This window comes from Streptococcus mitis (assembly GCF_002005545.1).
Lineage (GTDB): Bacteria > Bacillota > Bacilli > Lactobacillales > Streptococcaceae > Streptococcus > Streptococcus mitis_I.
In genome coordinates this window covers 908,589-924,201 of record NZ_LBMT01000001.1, presented here as the reverse complement: position 1 = coordinate 924,201, position 15,613 = coordinate 908,589, and the positions used below count along the sequence as shown (strand labels likewise).

Annotated in this window: 14 protein-coding genes and 1 pseudogene; 6 read left to right on the top strand and 9 right to left on the bottom strand. The window is 35.9% G+C overall.

The features are described 5' to 3' along the window. Window positions 1-39 precede the first annotated feature (39 nt). The 5 genes from QS39_RS04875 to QS39_RS04855 form a co-directional block, all read right to left on the bottom strand. The gene (locus QS39_RS04875) at window positions 40-1,272 is read right to left on the bottom strand and encodes a replication initiation factor domain-containing protein (protein ID WP_077804776.1); all 1,233 of its coding nucleotides are present in this window, start codon (window positions 1,270-1,272) and stop codon (window positions 40-42) included. 308 nt (window positions 1,273-1,580) lie between these two features. Then, a complete protein-coding gene (locus QS39_RS04870) occupies window positions 1,581-2,327 on the bottom strand; it encodes an ATP-binding protein (RefSeq protein ID WP_077804775.1) in 747 nt (248 codons plus the stop codon). Beyond that, complete coding sequence (locus tag QS39_RS04865; RefSeq protein ID WP_077804774.1) at window positions 2,308-2,814, bottom strand: hypothetical protein; 507 nt, start codon at window positions 2,812-2,814, stop codon at window positions 2,308-2,310. The genes QS39_RS04870 and QS39_RS04865 overlap by 20 nt, the downstream gene beginning before the upstream one ends. Beyond that, window positions 2,814-3,113, bottom strand: coding sequence for a hypothetical protein (locus QS39_RS04860; RefSeq protein ID WP_077804773.1), 300 nt, complete (start codon window positions 3,111-3,113; stop codon window positions 2,814-2,816). Before QS39_RS04860 ends, QS39_RS04865 begins: the two co-directional genes overlap by 1 nt. A 48-nt stretch (window positions 3,114-3,161) precedes the next feature. After that, entirely contained in the window at window positions 3,162-3,458 is a 297-nt protein-coding gene (locus QS39_RS04855) for a hypothetical protein (RefSeq protein ID WP_077804772.1), read from the bottom strand. 410 nt (window positions 3,459-3,868) lie between these two features. Between QS39_RS04855 and QS39_RS04850 the strand changes: the two genes are divergently transcribed. Further along, entirely contained in the window at window positions 3,869-4,780 is a 912-nt protein-coding gene (locus QS39_RS04850) for a hypothetical protein (protein ID WP_077804771.1), read from the top strand. A 44-nt stretch (window positions 4,781-4,824) separates the two neighbouring features. Here the strand turns inward: QS39_RS04850 and QS39_RS04845 are convergent, their stop codons facing one another. Beyond that, window positions 4,825-5,160, bottom strand: coding sequence for a helix-turn-helix domain-containing protein (locus QS39_RS04845; protein ID WP_077804770.1), 336 nt, complete (start codon window positions 5,158-5,160; stop codon window positions 4,825-4,827). Between the two features lie 144 nt (window positions 5,161-5,304). Between QS39_RS04845 and QS39_RS04840 the strand changes: the two genes are divergently transcribed. From QS39_RS04840 to QS39_RS04820, 5 genes are all read left to right on the top strand, one after another. After that, complete coding sequence (locus tag QS39_RS04840) at window positions 5,305-8,004, top strand: SEC10/PgrA surface exclusion domain-containing protein (RefSeq protein ID WP_077805522.1); 2,700 nt, start codon at window positions 5,305-5,307, stop codon at window positions 8,002-8,004. A gap of 413 nt (window positions 8,005-8,417) precedes the next feature. Further along, window positions 8,418-8,849: an Rrf2 family transcriptional regulator gene (locus QS39_RS04835; protein WP_000379852.1), complete on the top strand. Its 432-nt coding sequence runs from the start codon at window positions 8,418-8,420 to the stop codon at window positions 8,847-8,849. A 90-nt stretch (window positions 8,850-8,939) separates the two neighbouring features. After that, complete coding sequence (locus QS39_RS04830; RefSeq protein WP_077804769.1) at window positions 8,940-9,944, top strand: NADP-dependent oxidoreductase; 1,005 nt, start codon at window positions 8,940-8,942, stop codon at window positions 9,942-9,944. Window positions 9,945-9,957: 13 nt separating this feature from the next. After that, window positions 9,958-10,794 (top strand): alpha/beta fold hydrolase, encoded by an 837-nt coding sequence (locus QS39_RS04825; protein WP_077804768.1) that lies wholly within the window; start codon window positions 9,958-9,960, stop codon window positions 10,792-10,794. 1 nt (window position 10,795) lies between these two features. Further along, on the top strand, window positions 10,796-11,671 hold the full coding sequence (locus QS39_RS04820) for an SDR family NAD(P)-dependent oxidoreductase (RefSeq protein WP_077804767.1): 876 nt from the start codon (window positions 10,796-10,798) through the stop codon (window positions 11,669-11,671). 216 nt (window positions 11,672-11,887) lie between these two features. Here the strand turns inward: QS39_RS04820 and mgaSpn are convergent. The 3 genes and pseudogenes from mgaSpn to QS39_RS04805 all read right to left on the bottom strand — a co-directional run bounded on the left by mgaSpn (window position 11,888) and on the right by QS39_RS04805 (window position 15,246). Next, window positions 11,888-13,355, bottom strand: a pseudogene (gene mgaSpn / locus QS39_RS04815) (virulence factor transcriptional regulator MgaSpn). Window positions 13,356-13,743: 388 nt separating this feature from the next. Next, a complete protein-coding gene (locus QS39_RS04810; protein WP_077804766.1) occupies window positions 13,744-14,961 on the bottom strand; it encodes a tyrosine-type recombinase/integrase in 1,218 nt (405 codons plus the stop codon). Window positions 14,962-15,042: 81 nt separating this feature from the next. Next, on the bottom strand, window positions 15,043-15,246 hold the full coding sequence (locus QS39_RS04805) for an excisionase (protein WP_000814512.1): 204 nt from the start codon (window positions 15,244-15,246) through the stop codon (window positions 15,043-15,045). Between the last annotated feature and the right edge of the window lie 367 nt (window positions 15,247-15,613).

Genomic DNA, 15,613 nt, shown 5'->3' with positions numbered 1-15,613 from the left:
GATGATGAAAATCATCCCTATACTATTTTTCAAACAATATTACTCTTTGTTTTTATGTCGTTTCGGAGTGATATTGTTTTTTTGATAGAATAGCTTAAAACTATCTTCAAAATACTCTTTATAATTTAATTGAGAGAGTTCTGATCCAAATTTGTTAAGCCATAGCTCAACATCTTGGTTTGGTATGTAGTTCCACTCATACTCTTGAATTAAACGAATAATAAAATGATTACGAGCCTCTACTCCCCAAATTTCCTCAATTTTCCTTAGAAGTGGATAAAATCCGCTACCTTTTAACAAATAAGAAATGGTTGCTAATAAATCATTATTTCGGGAGTTTAAGGATTCAAGCTCTGGGAAGATACCAAAACCTTTAAGTAAATCACTAGTGAATGGCAACAGTTGACCAGTCTCTGCATCATGGAAACAATATTTATCAATCATTTTGTTGACAATGAGCTTGCTCAAATCTTGAGAGCTATCAATAGCAAGCAACAAGGTTAGAATTTGATTGCTATAAGTACCTTTATAGGAAGCCTCCATGCGTACCCAAGAATTGCAATACTTAGTTAAGTGCATATAGAGACCTTGATTGTCTAATTGTTCCTGATACTTGTTATAAATCCGCAACAGAGCATTTACATTCTTTTTCTTGCTACCAATATATATCGTTTGCGCTTGACCATTCACTTCTTGAGCGCTAATGTTAGAAATATTTTTACGTCCTTTATGATTGGTGATAATATATTTTTTGATTTTTAACCCTTGGTAAAGGTCATTGACAGCCATTGGATAATTAAAGTAATCAATAGCAAGGTCAATACGAGAAAGGCGCAAATCATAATAGTCAGCGTACAGCAGTTGTGCTATATTGTGAACGTCAATTGCTTCACTATAATAGTTTTGATAGGAGGCTTTATAGTGAGACAAAGCCGATGCAGAAAATTTCAGGATAATTCCCATCGTGAAATTAGTCTGATGCCAAGCAATCGCAAAATAATAGGGGAGATTCTGAAAGGTAAAGCCATCAGTATAGCCTGCTGGTGAGGTTTTCAGTGGAACATAATCTCCAAATAGAACTGGGAGGGATAGCTTTTCTGCTACTGTTTCAGACAGCGATAAAGCAATTTGATGCCAATTATCTGGGTATTCTCCCACAGTATCTTCTGTCGGTTGGATGACAAATGTAGCTTCATCGACACTGGTCATAATGACTGGGTTATGGTCGTTATCTTTTTGAAGATACTTTTCAATTTCATTTTTACAAATCATTTTATTTTCTTTCTATCCGCCTAAAGAGTGAAAGTTAACTGGGCGGAAAATATTGCTTTAGCTAACTATTTATTGTAATGTAGAAAAATTCCTACGCTTTTATTCTCTCACAGTTTCAGGAAGTAATCACCCTAAATCAAAAGTTATAGAATAACGTTGATATAACAGCATTTTAAGGGAATTGAACATTTTACCCTAAAGTGGAATTTACAAAGTTTTAGAACAAGGTCAAATGGAACGGGGGTTATTACATGTCCCCCGTATAACAGCCAGCTAAAGCTGGCGAGGCTGTAAGACCATCTGATTCTCTAAAGTGAATCAGGGTCAACAGCCTCAACAACATTAGCAGACTTTCCTAATATATCAAGAACTCGTCCCTTCAGTAAATTTATATCAGGTACTTGTTTAACCTTAATTTTAATAACATTAGAACCATCATCAAAACGCTGAAGATAGCCAAATCTTTTGGGTAAATTTTTTTGTAGCTCTTGTCCTTCCTCTAGTTCAAAAAGTCCCTTCGTTACTGATGACCTCAGTGAACCCAATGCAATGACTAAAGAAAATTGATTCCGAGCAGACCCCTCCCCTAGTGCAGAAGCAAGCAAATCTTGTGAAACGGCTAATAATTTGATATTAAAGGCCCTCCCAGTATAAAGAATAACTCTAATTTTCTCCTGATATTCTTTCTTAGACTTTCCTGCTAATTCAAATAATGAAGTTAATTCTTCTACTACAAGATAGTAGGGAGTTTTTTCTCTTCCTCTATTCTTTTTTCTTAACTCAATCTCATTAAAAGCCACATCTATAGCTAAAATAGCTCTGTCACCTAAATACACATTGGGTAAATGTTCTGCAAATAAATAATCAGACTGCTTCATCTCAGAGATAATAAATTCACTTGCAGGATTTTGATTGTATAGATAATTGATGATAGCGAATACAGCCGTAGATTTTCCAACACCACTACTCCCCAGCAACAAAAGATGTATGAAATCTATATCTGGCGTTCCGCCCCCAGCTTTTAGAAATGGATTTTTAGATCTCAATGATTTCATCAAGGTCAAATTCCTCCTGAGTTTTAGGTTCTGTTGCTCTAGCATTTTGATTAAAGGTAGCGTCCTCAATGGTTTCTAATTTTAAGAAAATAAACCACCCTCCGTTTACCAACTCAACTTGACTGTAATCAATAGTATAAGAAACTTCGTGGTTTGCAATAATTCCTTTTACTATATTCTCAATCTCACGCTGTTGTTCTGATGAAATATTGGAACCGAGTTGAATTATTAGATATTCACCATTATCAGAAAGTTTTACTTGCTCTTTAACCTTTAAATGTTCTAGCGTAGGTAACAGAGAATAAATATTCTGTTGGACACTACTTATCTTAGACCACTCTCTAGGAGGAGAATATTTATTGTTTAAGTAGTTAAAGAAAAGTTGGTTTAGGAATATTTTATCAAATTGATATATTCCCCAAATGACAAGAGCCATAATCCCTAACAATAGGATAAATAGTAGTAAAATAGAGTACAGAAAAATCATCAGTTTTCCTCCTTGCTTTCAGGCTTCCTCATTCGATAATTAAAATCTACGTAGGAATCATGAATATCATAAGAAAATTCAAGTATTTCCTTGATATGTTTATAAACCTGATTAACTACAAAGTCTGCTATATCTATGGAAAAATCCTCGGTTACCCAGAATCTGATACGACCGCTGTAGAAATTACCCCTAGGAAGATTTATAGGGTGATTATCGAAAAGGATAGGTGTTTCACTTCTATCAAGGTATGATGATAAATTTGAATCAATCGTTTCATGTAAAATATTTAAAATAAACATAAATTAAACCTCCAATAAATGAGAGGGAGGAAGACCTCCCCTAATAATTTAAACAAGCTCAATAAAAGCAGACTTAGCTTTTACTGAGAGCGCAGCACGATTTCCACTGTTATAAGCATTGATAGAAACACCTTCAAGAACAATTTCTACTTTTTCGTCAAATAAAGTTGTAAAATCAGATACATTAACCATATCAGCCTTGATATTTGTTTGATTGAATCGACCGTCTAGAGTTCGTACACCGATTGTTAATTGAGTTTGACCAGTGCTGAGACCAGAAGCATAGTCTTTTAGTTCTGATGCGCCAATAAGGCGACCCTGCAATGTTGTTTGTGTAGCTTCCATGAGCTATTCTTTCTAGCCGTTTTATTAAGAGCATCAATATATTTACGGTCTTTTGAATATATTGAAGATACGTTTTATGTGATAGCTATCTCACATCTTAATTATTCCATAAAAACTGACAAGACTTTACCTAAATTCGCTTAAAATATAAGTAATAATTTTTCTTGGTTTTTTTTAAGATTTTTTTGTTTGTTCAAACCATTGTTTAAAGCTTACTACATAGCACTTTCAGTGGAATATAATTTATTATCTACCGAGATTATTTGGTTCAAAAAAAAAATAAATTTTGGTAAGATTTTTATTGAAAACGTTTTACCCTAAACTTTTATAAAAACCCGTTAATATCTTGACGTTTAAAATGTATTAATGCTAAAATGATACATAAACTTTTTGTGTAAAGGATGTTTACTATGGAAGAAAAAAAAGAAGAACGCATGCTTGTTACAGTTACAGTTAATTTGATGCACAATATGGAAGGATTTGAAGAGTTCCAAGAAGAACAAAGGATTAGTGGAGATTACGAAGCTAAAATTGCTTATCTAGTAAAAAAGGTTAACGTGAGCGACAAGACGGCAGAAAATTTGTTGTCTGGTAAGGTAGTTTCTAAAAATAATTATTTAGCTATTTTTCCTTCCTTTGATAAAGATAATACAAACAAAAAATTTACTGCATTAGAAAGATTTGCAGAGACTATTGTGGATGAAATAAGGAAGGAAAATGAAGATTATACTACAGAAGTATCTAATATAATCACTAATAAATTAGAAAAACTTGATTTAAGAAATATGGCAAAAGCTGTATTATCAGATGATAAACAAGCAGAATCATTAAAAAACTCCATAGCATCAAGCTTAAAAAATGTAGAGTTCCCAAATAAGAAAACTAAAAATAATGACTACGCTCTAATTGTATGGATTGATTACTTTTATAAGCATATCTCTAAACAAGATAATCTATTTGAAATTATTAGCAAATTAGATACGCTGTCGAAAGCCATTGAATATCTTCCTCTTGTTGAAAAACTATTGGAGTCTGAAGAAAATATTGAAACATTATCTCGATTAGATAATCGTCTTAATTCATTGATGTTAGTTGAACGTCTAGAAGAGTTAGGTTTATTGGATTGCATTGAAAAAGCAACTAATGGACTAGCGGGGATGAATGAATTTAACATTAAATTTGGAAAAACTTATGATAAATTTGTTTTACTAGATTGGCTATTCAATAATGCTAAGAAAGCATTGAATGATGAAGATATACCTAAATTTATTCACAGTCAGACTAAAACAGAGCATGATATAAAGGGAGAAACTAAAAATTAAATTAGCAAATTTAAAAAAGCCAAGTCAGCTATATGTGACTCGGCTTATTTTTCTATCTCATCTAGAAAATCAATCAAAAGTTTTGTGACCCTATCTTGCTTACTGGGTGCTAATTTCCCCAGCTTAAACAATAATTGATTTATCAGCGGATTACTTTCAGTCAGAGAAATGTCAAAGAAACTTTCTATATCTGTATCAAGAGCGTCCATGATTTTTTCAAGGGTTTTGATTTTGATATTTGGTTCAAGGTTTTCTAATTTATAAGTATATTTTAATGGTAAGTCCGCCAGCTCCTCTAGTTGCTGTTGGGTGATATTTTTTTGCAATCTCAGTAGGCGGATTCGCTTGCTGATATAGGATTGTAGGTTCGTTTTTGTCATCTCAGTACCTCTTTAAATCCTATCATACTGGAATTTGTGTCCTTTAAAAACTACTTAAAAAGAGAAAAAAACAGTTATATAGTTTTAAAATACTACAACATGTGATAAAATAGGACTATAAAACTATCAAAAGGAGTTTATATGATGGAATCACACACACAAGGTCACGGAACCATCAAGAAATTGCGCACAGGCGCTGTCGTTTCCACTTTAGCACTTACAGCTTTTGGGGTATCTACTGGGGTATCGGCTAGCGAAACCGAAGTAGCCGTTAATGAGCCAGCAACTAAGGTAGTTGCTAAGGACGGGGTTAAACCTAAAGTTCCTAGTCAAGCTGATGTGGATACAGCTAAGGCTGAGTCAGAAAAATCTAATCAGGATGTAGCTAAGCAAAAAGAAGTTGTTGCAACTACTGAAGCAAACATTGCTAATGCTGAAAAGACTATTTCTGGAATCACTAAAAAGACAGAAGAAGCTGAGTCTGTTACACCTGAAAAGGTATCTGAGGCTAAGGCTGACGCTGAAAAGAAAGCCAGTGAGCTTGCTAATGCTGAGAAGACTGTAGCTGACGCTGATAAGTCTGTTTCTGCGACTGCTGAAAAGGTTGCTGACCAAACTAAGGTAGTATCTAATGCTGAGAAAACTGCCACTGATACTGCTAATAAGGTTGCTGACGCTCAGAAAAAAGTAGATACTCTTTCATCTACTACTGATGTTGCTCCCCTTGAAAAAGAGGTAGCTACTCTTACTAACCAAGTTAAATCTGACACTCAAGCAGTAGAAACTGCTCAGACTAACCTTGATAACGCTAAAAAGGCTCAATCTAATAAAGAGCAAGCTGTCAAAGATGCTCAAGGTGGGGTATCTCAAGCTGAGTCTAATCTCACTCAAGCTACTACAGCCCTTGCTAATGCTAAGGCTGACCAATCTAACAAAGATAAAGCAGTCACTTCTGCTAAATCAGCTCTTGATGTAGCTAAACAGGGTGTTACTGAGACAACTGTAACTTCTGAAACAATGTACGATGTTCCTAAGGCAACTTACTCTCCAGCCTTGTCTGAAGAGTACATTAAGGCAATTAAAGACCTAGCTAACGGTACAGGCAATGTTCTTGATGTTATGAAAGCCATCAATAAACCTTATACTGACGAAAAGACAGGTGTGAGTGCCAATAGTCTAGGTGGGTATAACTTTACAGGTAAGTATTTCTACAAAGGTAAAGATATTGCTTACGGTAGTGAAGACACTGATAACACAGAGATTGTCGATTTCCAACACCTAACAAAAGAGCAAGCAACTAAATTGAGCTTGTACGCAGCATCTATCATTAACGATTTGCGTGCTAAGGTTGGTACTGCACCTCTTAAGGTTAGTGAAAGTTCTGTTGAATTGGCAACTCAGTTTAACCATTATGCAAATCCTTTTGAAAAAGTGACAGATGGTAAGACAAGTCCAAATTACACAAAACCTCTAGCTGAGAAGCTAGCTATGGGTAAAGAATCAGCTAAGTTTAATTTGGATGCGCTAGGTATTCGAGCAGAGGGTATCCCAGATTACGCAGGAAAAGGTACTCTTTCAACTATGGCTCAAATCAAGCAAGTTATGTATGAGGGTATCGTTCAGACAATTATGTCTGCAACAAGTACAAGTTCTAGCGAAGACCTATATAGTGGTGCTTTGTCACTTCTAGGTTTCCGTGATACTGACAAAACAAATCTTGGTGTAGGCTTAGGTTTTGGTTACAGTCAGGTTGGGACAAACTATGAGACTAGTTTCACTTTATCTCCTACTAAAGAGGTAACTACAACTACTCAGAAGGTAGACGCTAAGGCAGTAGAAACTGCTCAAAAAGCCTATGACAACGCATTCAAAGCCTCTAACGAAGCTAAAACTACTGTCCAATCAGCCCAAACTGCCTACACAAACGCTGAGACAGCTCTTGCTAATGCTCGTACTCACTTGTCAGATTTGGTAGGTAACAAGATTGATGTTCCGTCACTTGAAAAGGCTCTTGCTGACGCTGAAGACAAACTAGCTACTGACACTCAAGCTTTGCAAACTGCTAAGGAATCGCTTGCTCTAGCTAAATCAAATGCTACTGACAAGGCTAAGGCTCTTGCTGATGCTAAAACAGCTCTTGAGACTGCTAAAGCTGAACAATCAGATGCAGACAAGGCTCTTGCAACTGCTAAGGGTGAATTGGAAGTCCTTACTAAAGCTCATGATGTAGCAGTCTTGGCTCGTAAGTCAGCTGGTCAAGACCTTGCTCGTAAACGTGAAGCATCTAAAGAAGCCAGCGACACTTATACAGTTCTTAACCTTGCCCTTACTAAACGTGATGAAGTCCTTAAGGCTTTGGACAAAGAGCTTACTGATGCTAAATCTAAGCTTGGTGTACTCCGTGCTGAGTTGGAAACTGCTAAGGAAGAGTTGACTCGTTTTGAGGGTATCGCTGAAGTTAAAGCTCGTGGGTATGAGAACTTTAAGCAACTCAAAGCTGACCATGACGCATACCTTGCAGAACAACAACGCTTGCAAGCTTTGAAAGACAGAGCAGAAGAAATCCGTAACGCAGGTGGAGAGGTTAAACCTGTCCTTGACGCTAACGGTAAAGTAGTTGATGTTGTGGATGGGAAGGCTCAAAACAAGGTTGTAGTTGCGACAGTAGGAACTAAAGACGATAAAACATATCAAGCTCCTGCACAAGCTACAAATGCAAAAGCTGAACCTAAGAAACAACTTCCAAATACAGGAGAAAAGCGTACTAATACTGCTACTCTTGCGATTATCACAGCTTTATCTTCTATCGGTCTTGTATACCGTAAACGCAAAAAATCACAATAAAAAATAAATCTCCTTACTACCGTAGGGAGATTTTGTGATAAAGAAGAAAAATAATAGTCTGTTCTACTTTTGTTCTACCTTTTATTTTTACATACGATTTAGAGAGTGGCAAAACCTTGATTTATCAATATTTTTGTTACTCATTTTTACTTATTTTAACTCCAAATCGACTGTAGGGGGCATCTAAATACAACAGGAAAAGTCTTGGTTTCAAGGCTTTTTTTCGTATCTGTTCTACTTTTGTTCTACCAATGGATATTAAAGATATAATTTTGTGAACACCCTTTCCAGACATATCTAATCTGATTGCACTCAAAATTTTAAAAAATTTAAAACAAAAGTCTTGCTTTTCTTTTTATTTATGATATGATTGTTCATGTATCTGATACAAGTTTATTAAGAAAGGAGTTCAGATGGATACAAAATTCTCAGTTGCTTTGCATATCTTAACAATGATTAGTGAAAGCAAGGAAACATTAAGTTCTCAAGCACTAGCTATTAGTGTTGGGACTAACGCTAGTTACATTCGAAAGGTGATTGCCTTATTGAAAAATGCAGATTTGATTCATTCCCATCAAGGAAAAACAGGCTATCAACTCAGTAAGTCTCCAAAGAAAATGACTTTACTAGAGATCTACTATGCTACTCAAGAAATCAATCACATTAGTTTATTCCCTGTTCATCAAAATAGTAATCCCGATTGTCCCGTTGGAAAACATATCCAAGGAGCAGTTTCACCGCTTTTCGCTAGTGCCGAATCTCAATTAGAGAAGGAATTAGCAAATCAAACTTTAGAAGATGTCATTGACAATCTATATAAACAAGCCAAACAAGTCCGGAACTGATTTGATAGCAAGTCAGTTTTTACTAGAAACAACATATACTTGTATTAGATACAAGTATATAGTTATATAAAAAAAGAAAAGAGAAATCACATGAAAGCCGCACAACACACTACTTATAACAAAAATAATATCACACTGAACATCACAGAAATCGCTAAGCCAAGTATTACAGACAAACAAGTCTTGGTGAAAGTATCCGCAGCTGGGGTTAATCCTCTCGATAACATGATCTCTCGTGGTGAAGTCAAGATGATTGCTCCTTACAAACTTCCTCAAACTGCAGGTAATGAGGTCGTTGGGATCGTTGAAAGCATTGGCAAGAAAGTTAACAACTTTCAGGTAGGAGACCGTGTCTTTGGCCGTCTGCCACTTGATCATATCGGAGCCTTTGCAGAATACCTAGCTGTGGATAGCCAAGCCTTAGCCAAGGTTCCAGACTATCTATCAGACGAGGAAGCTGCTGCTGTTCCGCTTACTGCATTGACTATCATGCAGGCTCTTGACATCATGGGCGCTCAAACTGGGAAAACGATCTTTATTTCTGGTGGGACTGGTGGTGTCGGTGGAATGGCCATTCCAATTGCCAAGGCCAAAGGCTTGAAAGTCATCACCAATGGATCTGGAGATAGTGCTGAGCGTGTATTGAACCTAGGAGCAGACCGCTTTATCGATTACAAAACAGAGGATTATACAAAAACTGTTAGCCAGGTTGATTATGTCCTCGATACTCTCGGTGGAGCTGAAACTGAAAAACAAATGTCTATCATGAAAAAAGGTGGACAGCTTGTTTCCCTCCGTGCTATGCCAAACGGTGCCTTTGCCAAACGCATGAATCTACCAAAATGGAAACAGATGATTCTTGGCTTAGCAGGTCGCAAATTTGATAAAATGGCGGAAAAATATGGTGTCCACTATCATTTTATCTTTGTAGAAAGCAATGGCGCTCAATTACAAGAGGTAGCTGACCTCTTTAGTAAATTAGAAATCAAACCCTCTATCGATACAGTTTATCCATTTGAAGAGGTAAATAGCGCATTAGACAAAGTCGCTAATGGTCGCTCACGTGGAAAAACAGTCCTCAGCTTTAAGAAATAAAAAGGAAAACACAATGTCATATCTTACAACTAAAAATCAATACATCACGGTCGACGGGAACAAAATCGCTTATCGCGAACTTAGTAAAGGCAAATCAAAACTACCTCTTCTGATGCTGGTCCATTTGGCAGCAACTCTCGATAACTGGGATCCTAAACTCTTAGACTTGATTGCTGAAAAGCACCATGTCATTGTAGTCGATCTTCCTGGAGTAGGAGCCAGTCAGGGCAAAGTTGCTCCGACTATTCCTGGAATGGCTGAGCAGACAATTGACTTTGTAAAAGCGCTTGGTTACGATAAAATCAATCTTCTTGGCCTTTCTATGGGAGGTATGATTGCCCAAGAAATCATCCGAATCAAGCCTACTCTAGTGAACCGTTTGATTTTGGCTGGAACAGGACCTCGAGGTGGAAAAGAGGTCGATAAGGTCACAGGGAAAACCTTTAGTTATATGTTTAAAGCTGGACTCGAGCGCATCGATCCTAAACGCTATATCTTCTATAGTCATGATGAACAAGGGAAAATTGAAGCTTTGAAAGTCCTAGGACGAATGGGGATAAGAACAAAGGAATTTGCGGATAAAGACATGAACCTATCAGGATTCCTAACTCAACTCAAAGCTATTAAACGTTGGGGGAAAGATTCTCAAGACGACCTAAAATTTATCACCCAAGCAACCTTAATCGTCAACGGGGATAAGGATATGCAGGTTCCAACGGAAAATTCTTATGATATGCATGCAAAAATCGAAAATAGTAAGCTGATTATCTATCCAAATGCTGGCCACGGTTCGATTTTCCAATATGCAGACGAATTTTCAGCAGAACTAATAGCTTTCTTGGAGGACTAATATGGTCAAAACGATTCTGATTACAGGTGCTACTGACGGTATCGGTAAACATTTGGCAAAGAAATTGGCCAGCCAAGGCCATCATGTCATCCTCCATGGTCGAAATCCTCAAAAACTTGAATTGGCGCTTCAAGAGGTTCGTTCAGTCTCCTTGAGAGGCAGAGTTTCTAGCTACCTTGCAGATTTTTCAAAATTAGACGACGTTTATCGATTTGTAGAGGAAATCAAGCGAGACTTTTCAAAGATCGATGTCTTGTTTAACAATGCTGGCCTGTATGCTGGAAAAGAACGAAAAGCGAGTACTGAAAATGTCGAGTTGACCTTTATGCTATCTGTTCTGGTTCCCTATATGTTAACAACTGAGCTAAGTTCCTTGCTAGAAAAAGCGTCTGACGGCCGTGTCATTAATACTTCTTCCTATATGCATCATTTTGCCAAGGTCAAGGATTTAGACTTTGGATTTGAGACGAACTACAATCCTGGTTTAGCCTACAATAATTCCAAACTCTACACTATTTGGATGACACGCCATCTAGCCAGAGAATTCTTTCTAAAAGGTTCAAGCATCACCGTCAATTCTTACCATCCTGGCCTGATTTCAACCAATTTGGGGAATGATTCCAGTGTTGAAAAGACGAAAAAGTCTCTCTTCGGACGCTTGATAAAATCATTTTCCAAAAATCTAGACGAGGGAATTGAAACAGGCTACTATCTTACATTATCAGAAGAAGTCACTGGTTTGACTGGCTACTATTTTGATGAGAAGAAAGTGAAATCTGTATCTGAAAAAGGATACACACTTGAAAAAGCACAAGATTTAATCAATTACTGTAATGATAAAATTGAGTTGTTTCAAAATAAGTCCACAATATCTTAACTTTATTATGACTCGACTATCAAGAAAAAGATGATATCAAAACTTATCTATTTTCTATATCCTAAATAATTTGCCCTACTTTGAAATAATTATTTTAAAAAACACTCCAAGTATCTTCTAAAAATCACTTATATTCAACTTTTTTTATCATTCAAAAAGACTCCACCTATCTATAGGAAATCTACCCTAGAGATGGATGGAGTCTTCTTTCACTCACTAATCTAATCGAATAAACATCATGGCATTTAACAAAGATATGAGTGAGACCGTATTTATATTATTTGAATAGATGAGCCTCTTATTCTCAATCGGAGGAATAATAAAATTAGAAATGATGATATCATAAGGCGATTCTTCTAAAGACTCCTTTGATAATTCTAATTCAGTCCAAACTTCAAGTTCAAAGTTGTTGCTACAATAATAAAAAAGTGTCTCTGCAACGGATTTTGCATGATACTGATCAAAATTACTCATAACCAGAACCTTCAGCTTTGGCTGATTTTGTAGTAAATTAAGCACCAAATGTTTGGTATGAGTAATGAAGGTATAAGATAGATGATTTACCATCATTGAACTAGAACAAACCTCAAGAGTCTCTAAATAATGAGAAAGCTCTTTTTTACATCTGAAACAAATTTAGGAAAAATATTTTGAAAATTCCTGATTGTATTCCCTTTTTGATCAAATAAAATAAACTCAGTGGACAACTCTTGACGATACAGATGTGCGGTATTATGCAGATGCCAAATCAGATTATCCTTATTCTCAATCTCAATCTGATACTTGACTGAAATCTGATCAATAAAATCACTCAATAGATGGTAAGATTTTTCAACATAGCTATCCTTTTTTACACATTTCATAAAGAGACTTTCATCTATGAAAAACATTTTTTGAAAGTAAGACACAAATAATTGGCAAACCACTTCTTCATCTAAAGAGATATTGTATTCTGATTCAAAACTCTGAGCAACACCTTCTATTCCTTCCGACTGCATTAAAAAATCCAAACTTTGGTCGTTAAAAGAATCTTTCTCTATTTCCATAAGATGACCAAACTTTATTCGATATAGATTAATAACCAGGAGCAGCTTTAGCATTCTATGCGTTGACAAATTCATTGGAAAGCTTGTTTCCTTATAAACCAATTCTAACAATTGAGATAGGGGCTCTTATGAAAAATTTTCAAATGGCCATTCTAGGAAATAATATTTTTCTGAAAAATATTGTGCAAAAAAGTAACGAATGTCTCTCTCATTTCCAATGATTTGAACAGGGGTCAGACTAATTTCAAATTGAAATTGCTTTTTAATCACTTTATTGATTTGGCTAATAATACGATAGAGCGAAGATGAACTGATATAAAATTCTTTACAAATACTCTCAGCTTGACAGCCTTCATTAAAAAAGATAAATTCTAAAATCGAAAAATGAGTTGAATGCTTAAAGAAATGATGGTAAACCATTTCAATATCACTATCATCGGTATTAATAATGCGTATACCATTAGTAGAAGAATGAAAAATCAAGTCAGGAAAAGCAGATCTAACATGGGATAGATCATCTTTGACTGCACGTTCTGTACAATTTAGTAACTCTGCTAGTTCAGAACGATGAAACCAACGTTTATGTTCAAATAATAATTCTAATTGCCTATGACTTTTTTAGATAATAAATCTCTCATGAATGTCTTTCTCTCTTTATAAATTATCGGATTAAACCTCTTGCAATTATACCACAAAGAATAGGTATAGCATGATATAACGACTTTCCCTAAAATCTTTTATTTCGTATAATAACACTACAGAGACAATATATAAACAATTTTCTTATTTTACCGTCTATTGAGGGCGTGAATACAGAATCAAATTCAAGTCGAAAGATTATATTTTTGAACCAAACAAAGTATAAATTTCTAATTATCTTTTTATATTTTCTTAAATGCTCGTAAAGCCTTATTCTATGTGCTTTCGAGTATTTTTACTGTAGGAAGATACTTCACGTTTCTTTGCATATTTCCTCATGTCTTAGCTGTCAGAAGTGGTAAATAAGTAGTAAATTCATTTGTACTACTAAGCAACAAGAAGCTCCTGTTGCTTCTCTTTATTCAAGCGTTTCATTTCTGCCATTGCAGAATCGAATGTTGCATGTGCGTAATAGTTCAGCGTCATGGCTATATTAGCATGTCCCATAATGTACTGTAATGCCTTTGGATTCATTCCTGCATTTGCATAGTTGGTACAGAATGTATGTCGCAAACTATGTGGAGTGATGTGTGGCAATTTATCCTCGTTATACTTATTGTATTTCTTAACAAGACCTTTCATCATGCCGTTGTAATCACTTGCCACTTTTGGATAGTTCTTTCTATTAAGAAAGAGGAAATCACTATATCCATCAATCTCAACACGCTTATCATTCTTTCGATTCGCTAACACTCGCTTAAATGCTTGATAGGCTTCTTCAACCATAGGAACTTGACGTTCGCCACTTTTGGTCTTTGGTGTTTCAATGTAGTACCCAATTTCAGTATCTCTCAATAGCTGATGGTCTATATTGACAAGACGATTCTCAAAATCTAAATCTGGAAGTGTCAAACCACCAAACTCTGAAATACGAAGACCTGTTTTTAAGAGTATCAGAATTTCATCATAATTTTTGCTGTAGGTTTTATCAGCTTTTGCAAAGGCTAACAGTTTTTCTTCCTGTTCTTCTGTTAGTACGGTCTTAGGGACAGTATCATCATCAAGAACTGCTTTCAGTTGAAAGTCAAATGGATTCTTCCGAACACAATCATCTTGTATAGCAATATAGAATGAAGCCTTTAAAGAACGTTTGTAGTTATTGATGGTTTGATAAGCATAACCATTTTCACTCATTCTAATAGCCCATTCTTTAGCGTCTGATGGCTTAATACTGTCAATACTTCTTACACCTAACTTGTCTTTCTTCAAAATATCCATAAGATATTTGCGTCCAGTTTCAGTGTTTTTTCTAACCTTTGGTCTTTGAGCGTTCTGTTTTGCGTAAAGCTGGCAGAGTGTCATTTTCTTTCCTACAACATCAATACCATCATGAATGTCTTTCTGTAACTCTGCGATTTTCTCCCTAAGTGAGATACAATCACGCTTTCCTGCTGGTACTCTGTCTGTAGCCACAAGTTTCCACGAGTAAACAAATTGCGGTTCTCCAAATGAATCTGTATATTTGTATAAGTATCTTCCGTCTTTTCGTTGGCTCTCTCCAGTCTTTAAAATTCGACCTTTATTGTCACGTCTTTTTTCTGACATGGCATTTGCTCCTTTCCATTATGGAAAGAGCCCTGATACGACTTAATACTATTTTATCATATACAAGACCCTTTGGCTACGCTAGATTGCGTTCAATGTATCTATAATTTTTTCAAATTGTTTTCGTTTAACCTGAATACGATTGCCATTCATAATCAGCCAGTTTGCATTTTTATTTTCTTCTGCCAAACGACGCAGCTTGTTTTCGCCAATACGAAAATATTTTGACGCTTCTTCAATAGTTAGGGTATAACGCTCCCAAATCGGAATGTCAGTCTGCTTCATAAAATCCTCCTTTCCAAATCACTTATTGGATTTCATAAAAGTTGTTTTACAAGCAATCGAACAGCTCTAGCAAAGCTCACGGGAGTTCCACCCCTGCATGGTTCTCATGTAGCCATACTCATTGCCTGCGACGCTTTTAACGCTCGGACTATTGACTGTATGGGAGTATCATTATCACGATAAGAAAGTCGTCGCTGGCAATCCTGCTAAAGATTGTTTTTCGGAACACTAACTGAAACGCTCGCTATCTTTAGAAGATAGGTCATGGCGGTTAGCTCCGTTGGCTCTTTTCTTATCGAAACGTATTCAATTACTTTTATTCAGTTTTCAAAGAACAATGGCTCGTTAGCCTATCAAAACACATTGA

What these genes read in the sequence shown, in the direction of transcription:
- QS39_RS04810 (WP_077804766.1), bottom strand. Translation starts at nt 14,961, where the DNA reads ATGTCAGAAAAAAGACGTGACAATAAAGGTCGAATTTTAAAGACTGGA.
- QS39_RS04825 (WP_077804768.1), top strand. Translation starts at nt 9,958, where the DNA reads ATGTCATATCTTACAACTAAAAATCAATACATCACGGTCGACGGGAAC.
- QS39_RS04820 (WP_077804767.1), top strand. Translation starts at nt 10,796, where the DNA reads ATGGTCAAAACGATTCTGATTACAGGTGCTACTGACGGTATCGGTAAA.
- QS39_RS04835 (WP_000379852.1), top strand. Translation starts at nt 8,418, where the DNA reads ATGGATACAAAATTCTCAGTTGCTTTGCATATCTTAACAATGATTAGT.
- QS39_RS04840 (WP_077805522.1), top strand. Translation starts at nt 5,305, where the DNA reads ATGGAATCACACACACAAGGTCACGGAACCATCAAGAAATTGCGCACA.
- QS39_RS04805 (WP_000814512.1), bottom strand. Translation starts at nt 15,246, where the DNA reads ATGAAGCAGACTGACATTCCGATTTGGGAGCGTTATACCCTAACTATT.
- QS39_RS04870 (WP_077804775.1), bottom strand. Translation starts at nt 2,327, where the DNA reads ATGAAATCATTGAGATCTAAAAATCCATTTCTAAAAGCTGGGGGCGGA.
- QS39_RS04845 (WP_077804770.1), bottom strand. Translation starts at nt 5,160, where the DNA reads ATGACAAAAACGAACCTACAATCCTATATCAGCAAGCGAATCCGCCTA.
- QS39_RS04865 (WP_077804774.1), bottom strand. Translation starts at nt 2,814, where the DNA reads ATGATTTTTCTGTACTCTATTTTACTACTATTTATCCTATTGTTAGGG.
- QS39_RS04875 (WP_077804776.1), bottom strand. Translation starts at nt 1,272, where the DNA reads ATGATTTGTAAAAATGAAATTGAAAAGTATCTTCAAAAAGATAACGAC.
- QS39_RS04855 (WP_077804772.1), bottom strand. Translation starts at nt 3,458, where the DNA reads ATGGAAGCTACACAAACAACATTGCAGGGTCGCCTTATTGGCGCATCA.
- QS39_RS04830 (WP_077804769.1), top strand. Translation starts at nt 8,940, where the DNA reads ATGAAAGCCGCACAACACACTACTTATAACAAAAATAATATCACACTG.
- QS39_RS04860 (WP_077804773.1), bottom strand. Translation starts at nt 3,113, where the DNA reads ATGTTTATTTTAAATATTTTACATGAAACGATTGATTCAAATTTATCA.
- QS39_RS04850 (WP_077804771.1), top strand. Translation starts at nt 3,869, where the DNA reads ATGGAAGAAAAAAAAGAAGAACGCATGCTTGTTACAGTTACAGTTAAT.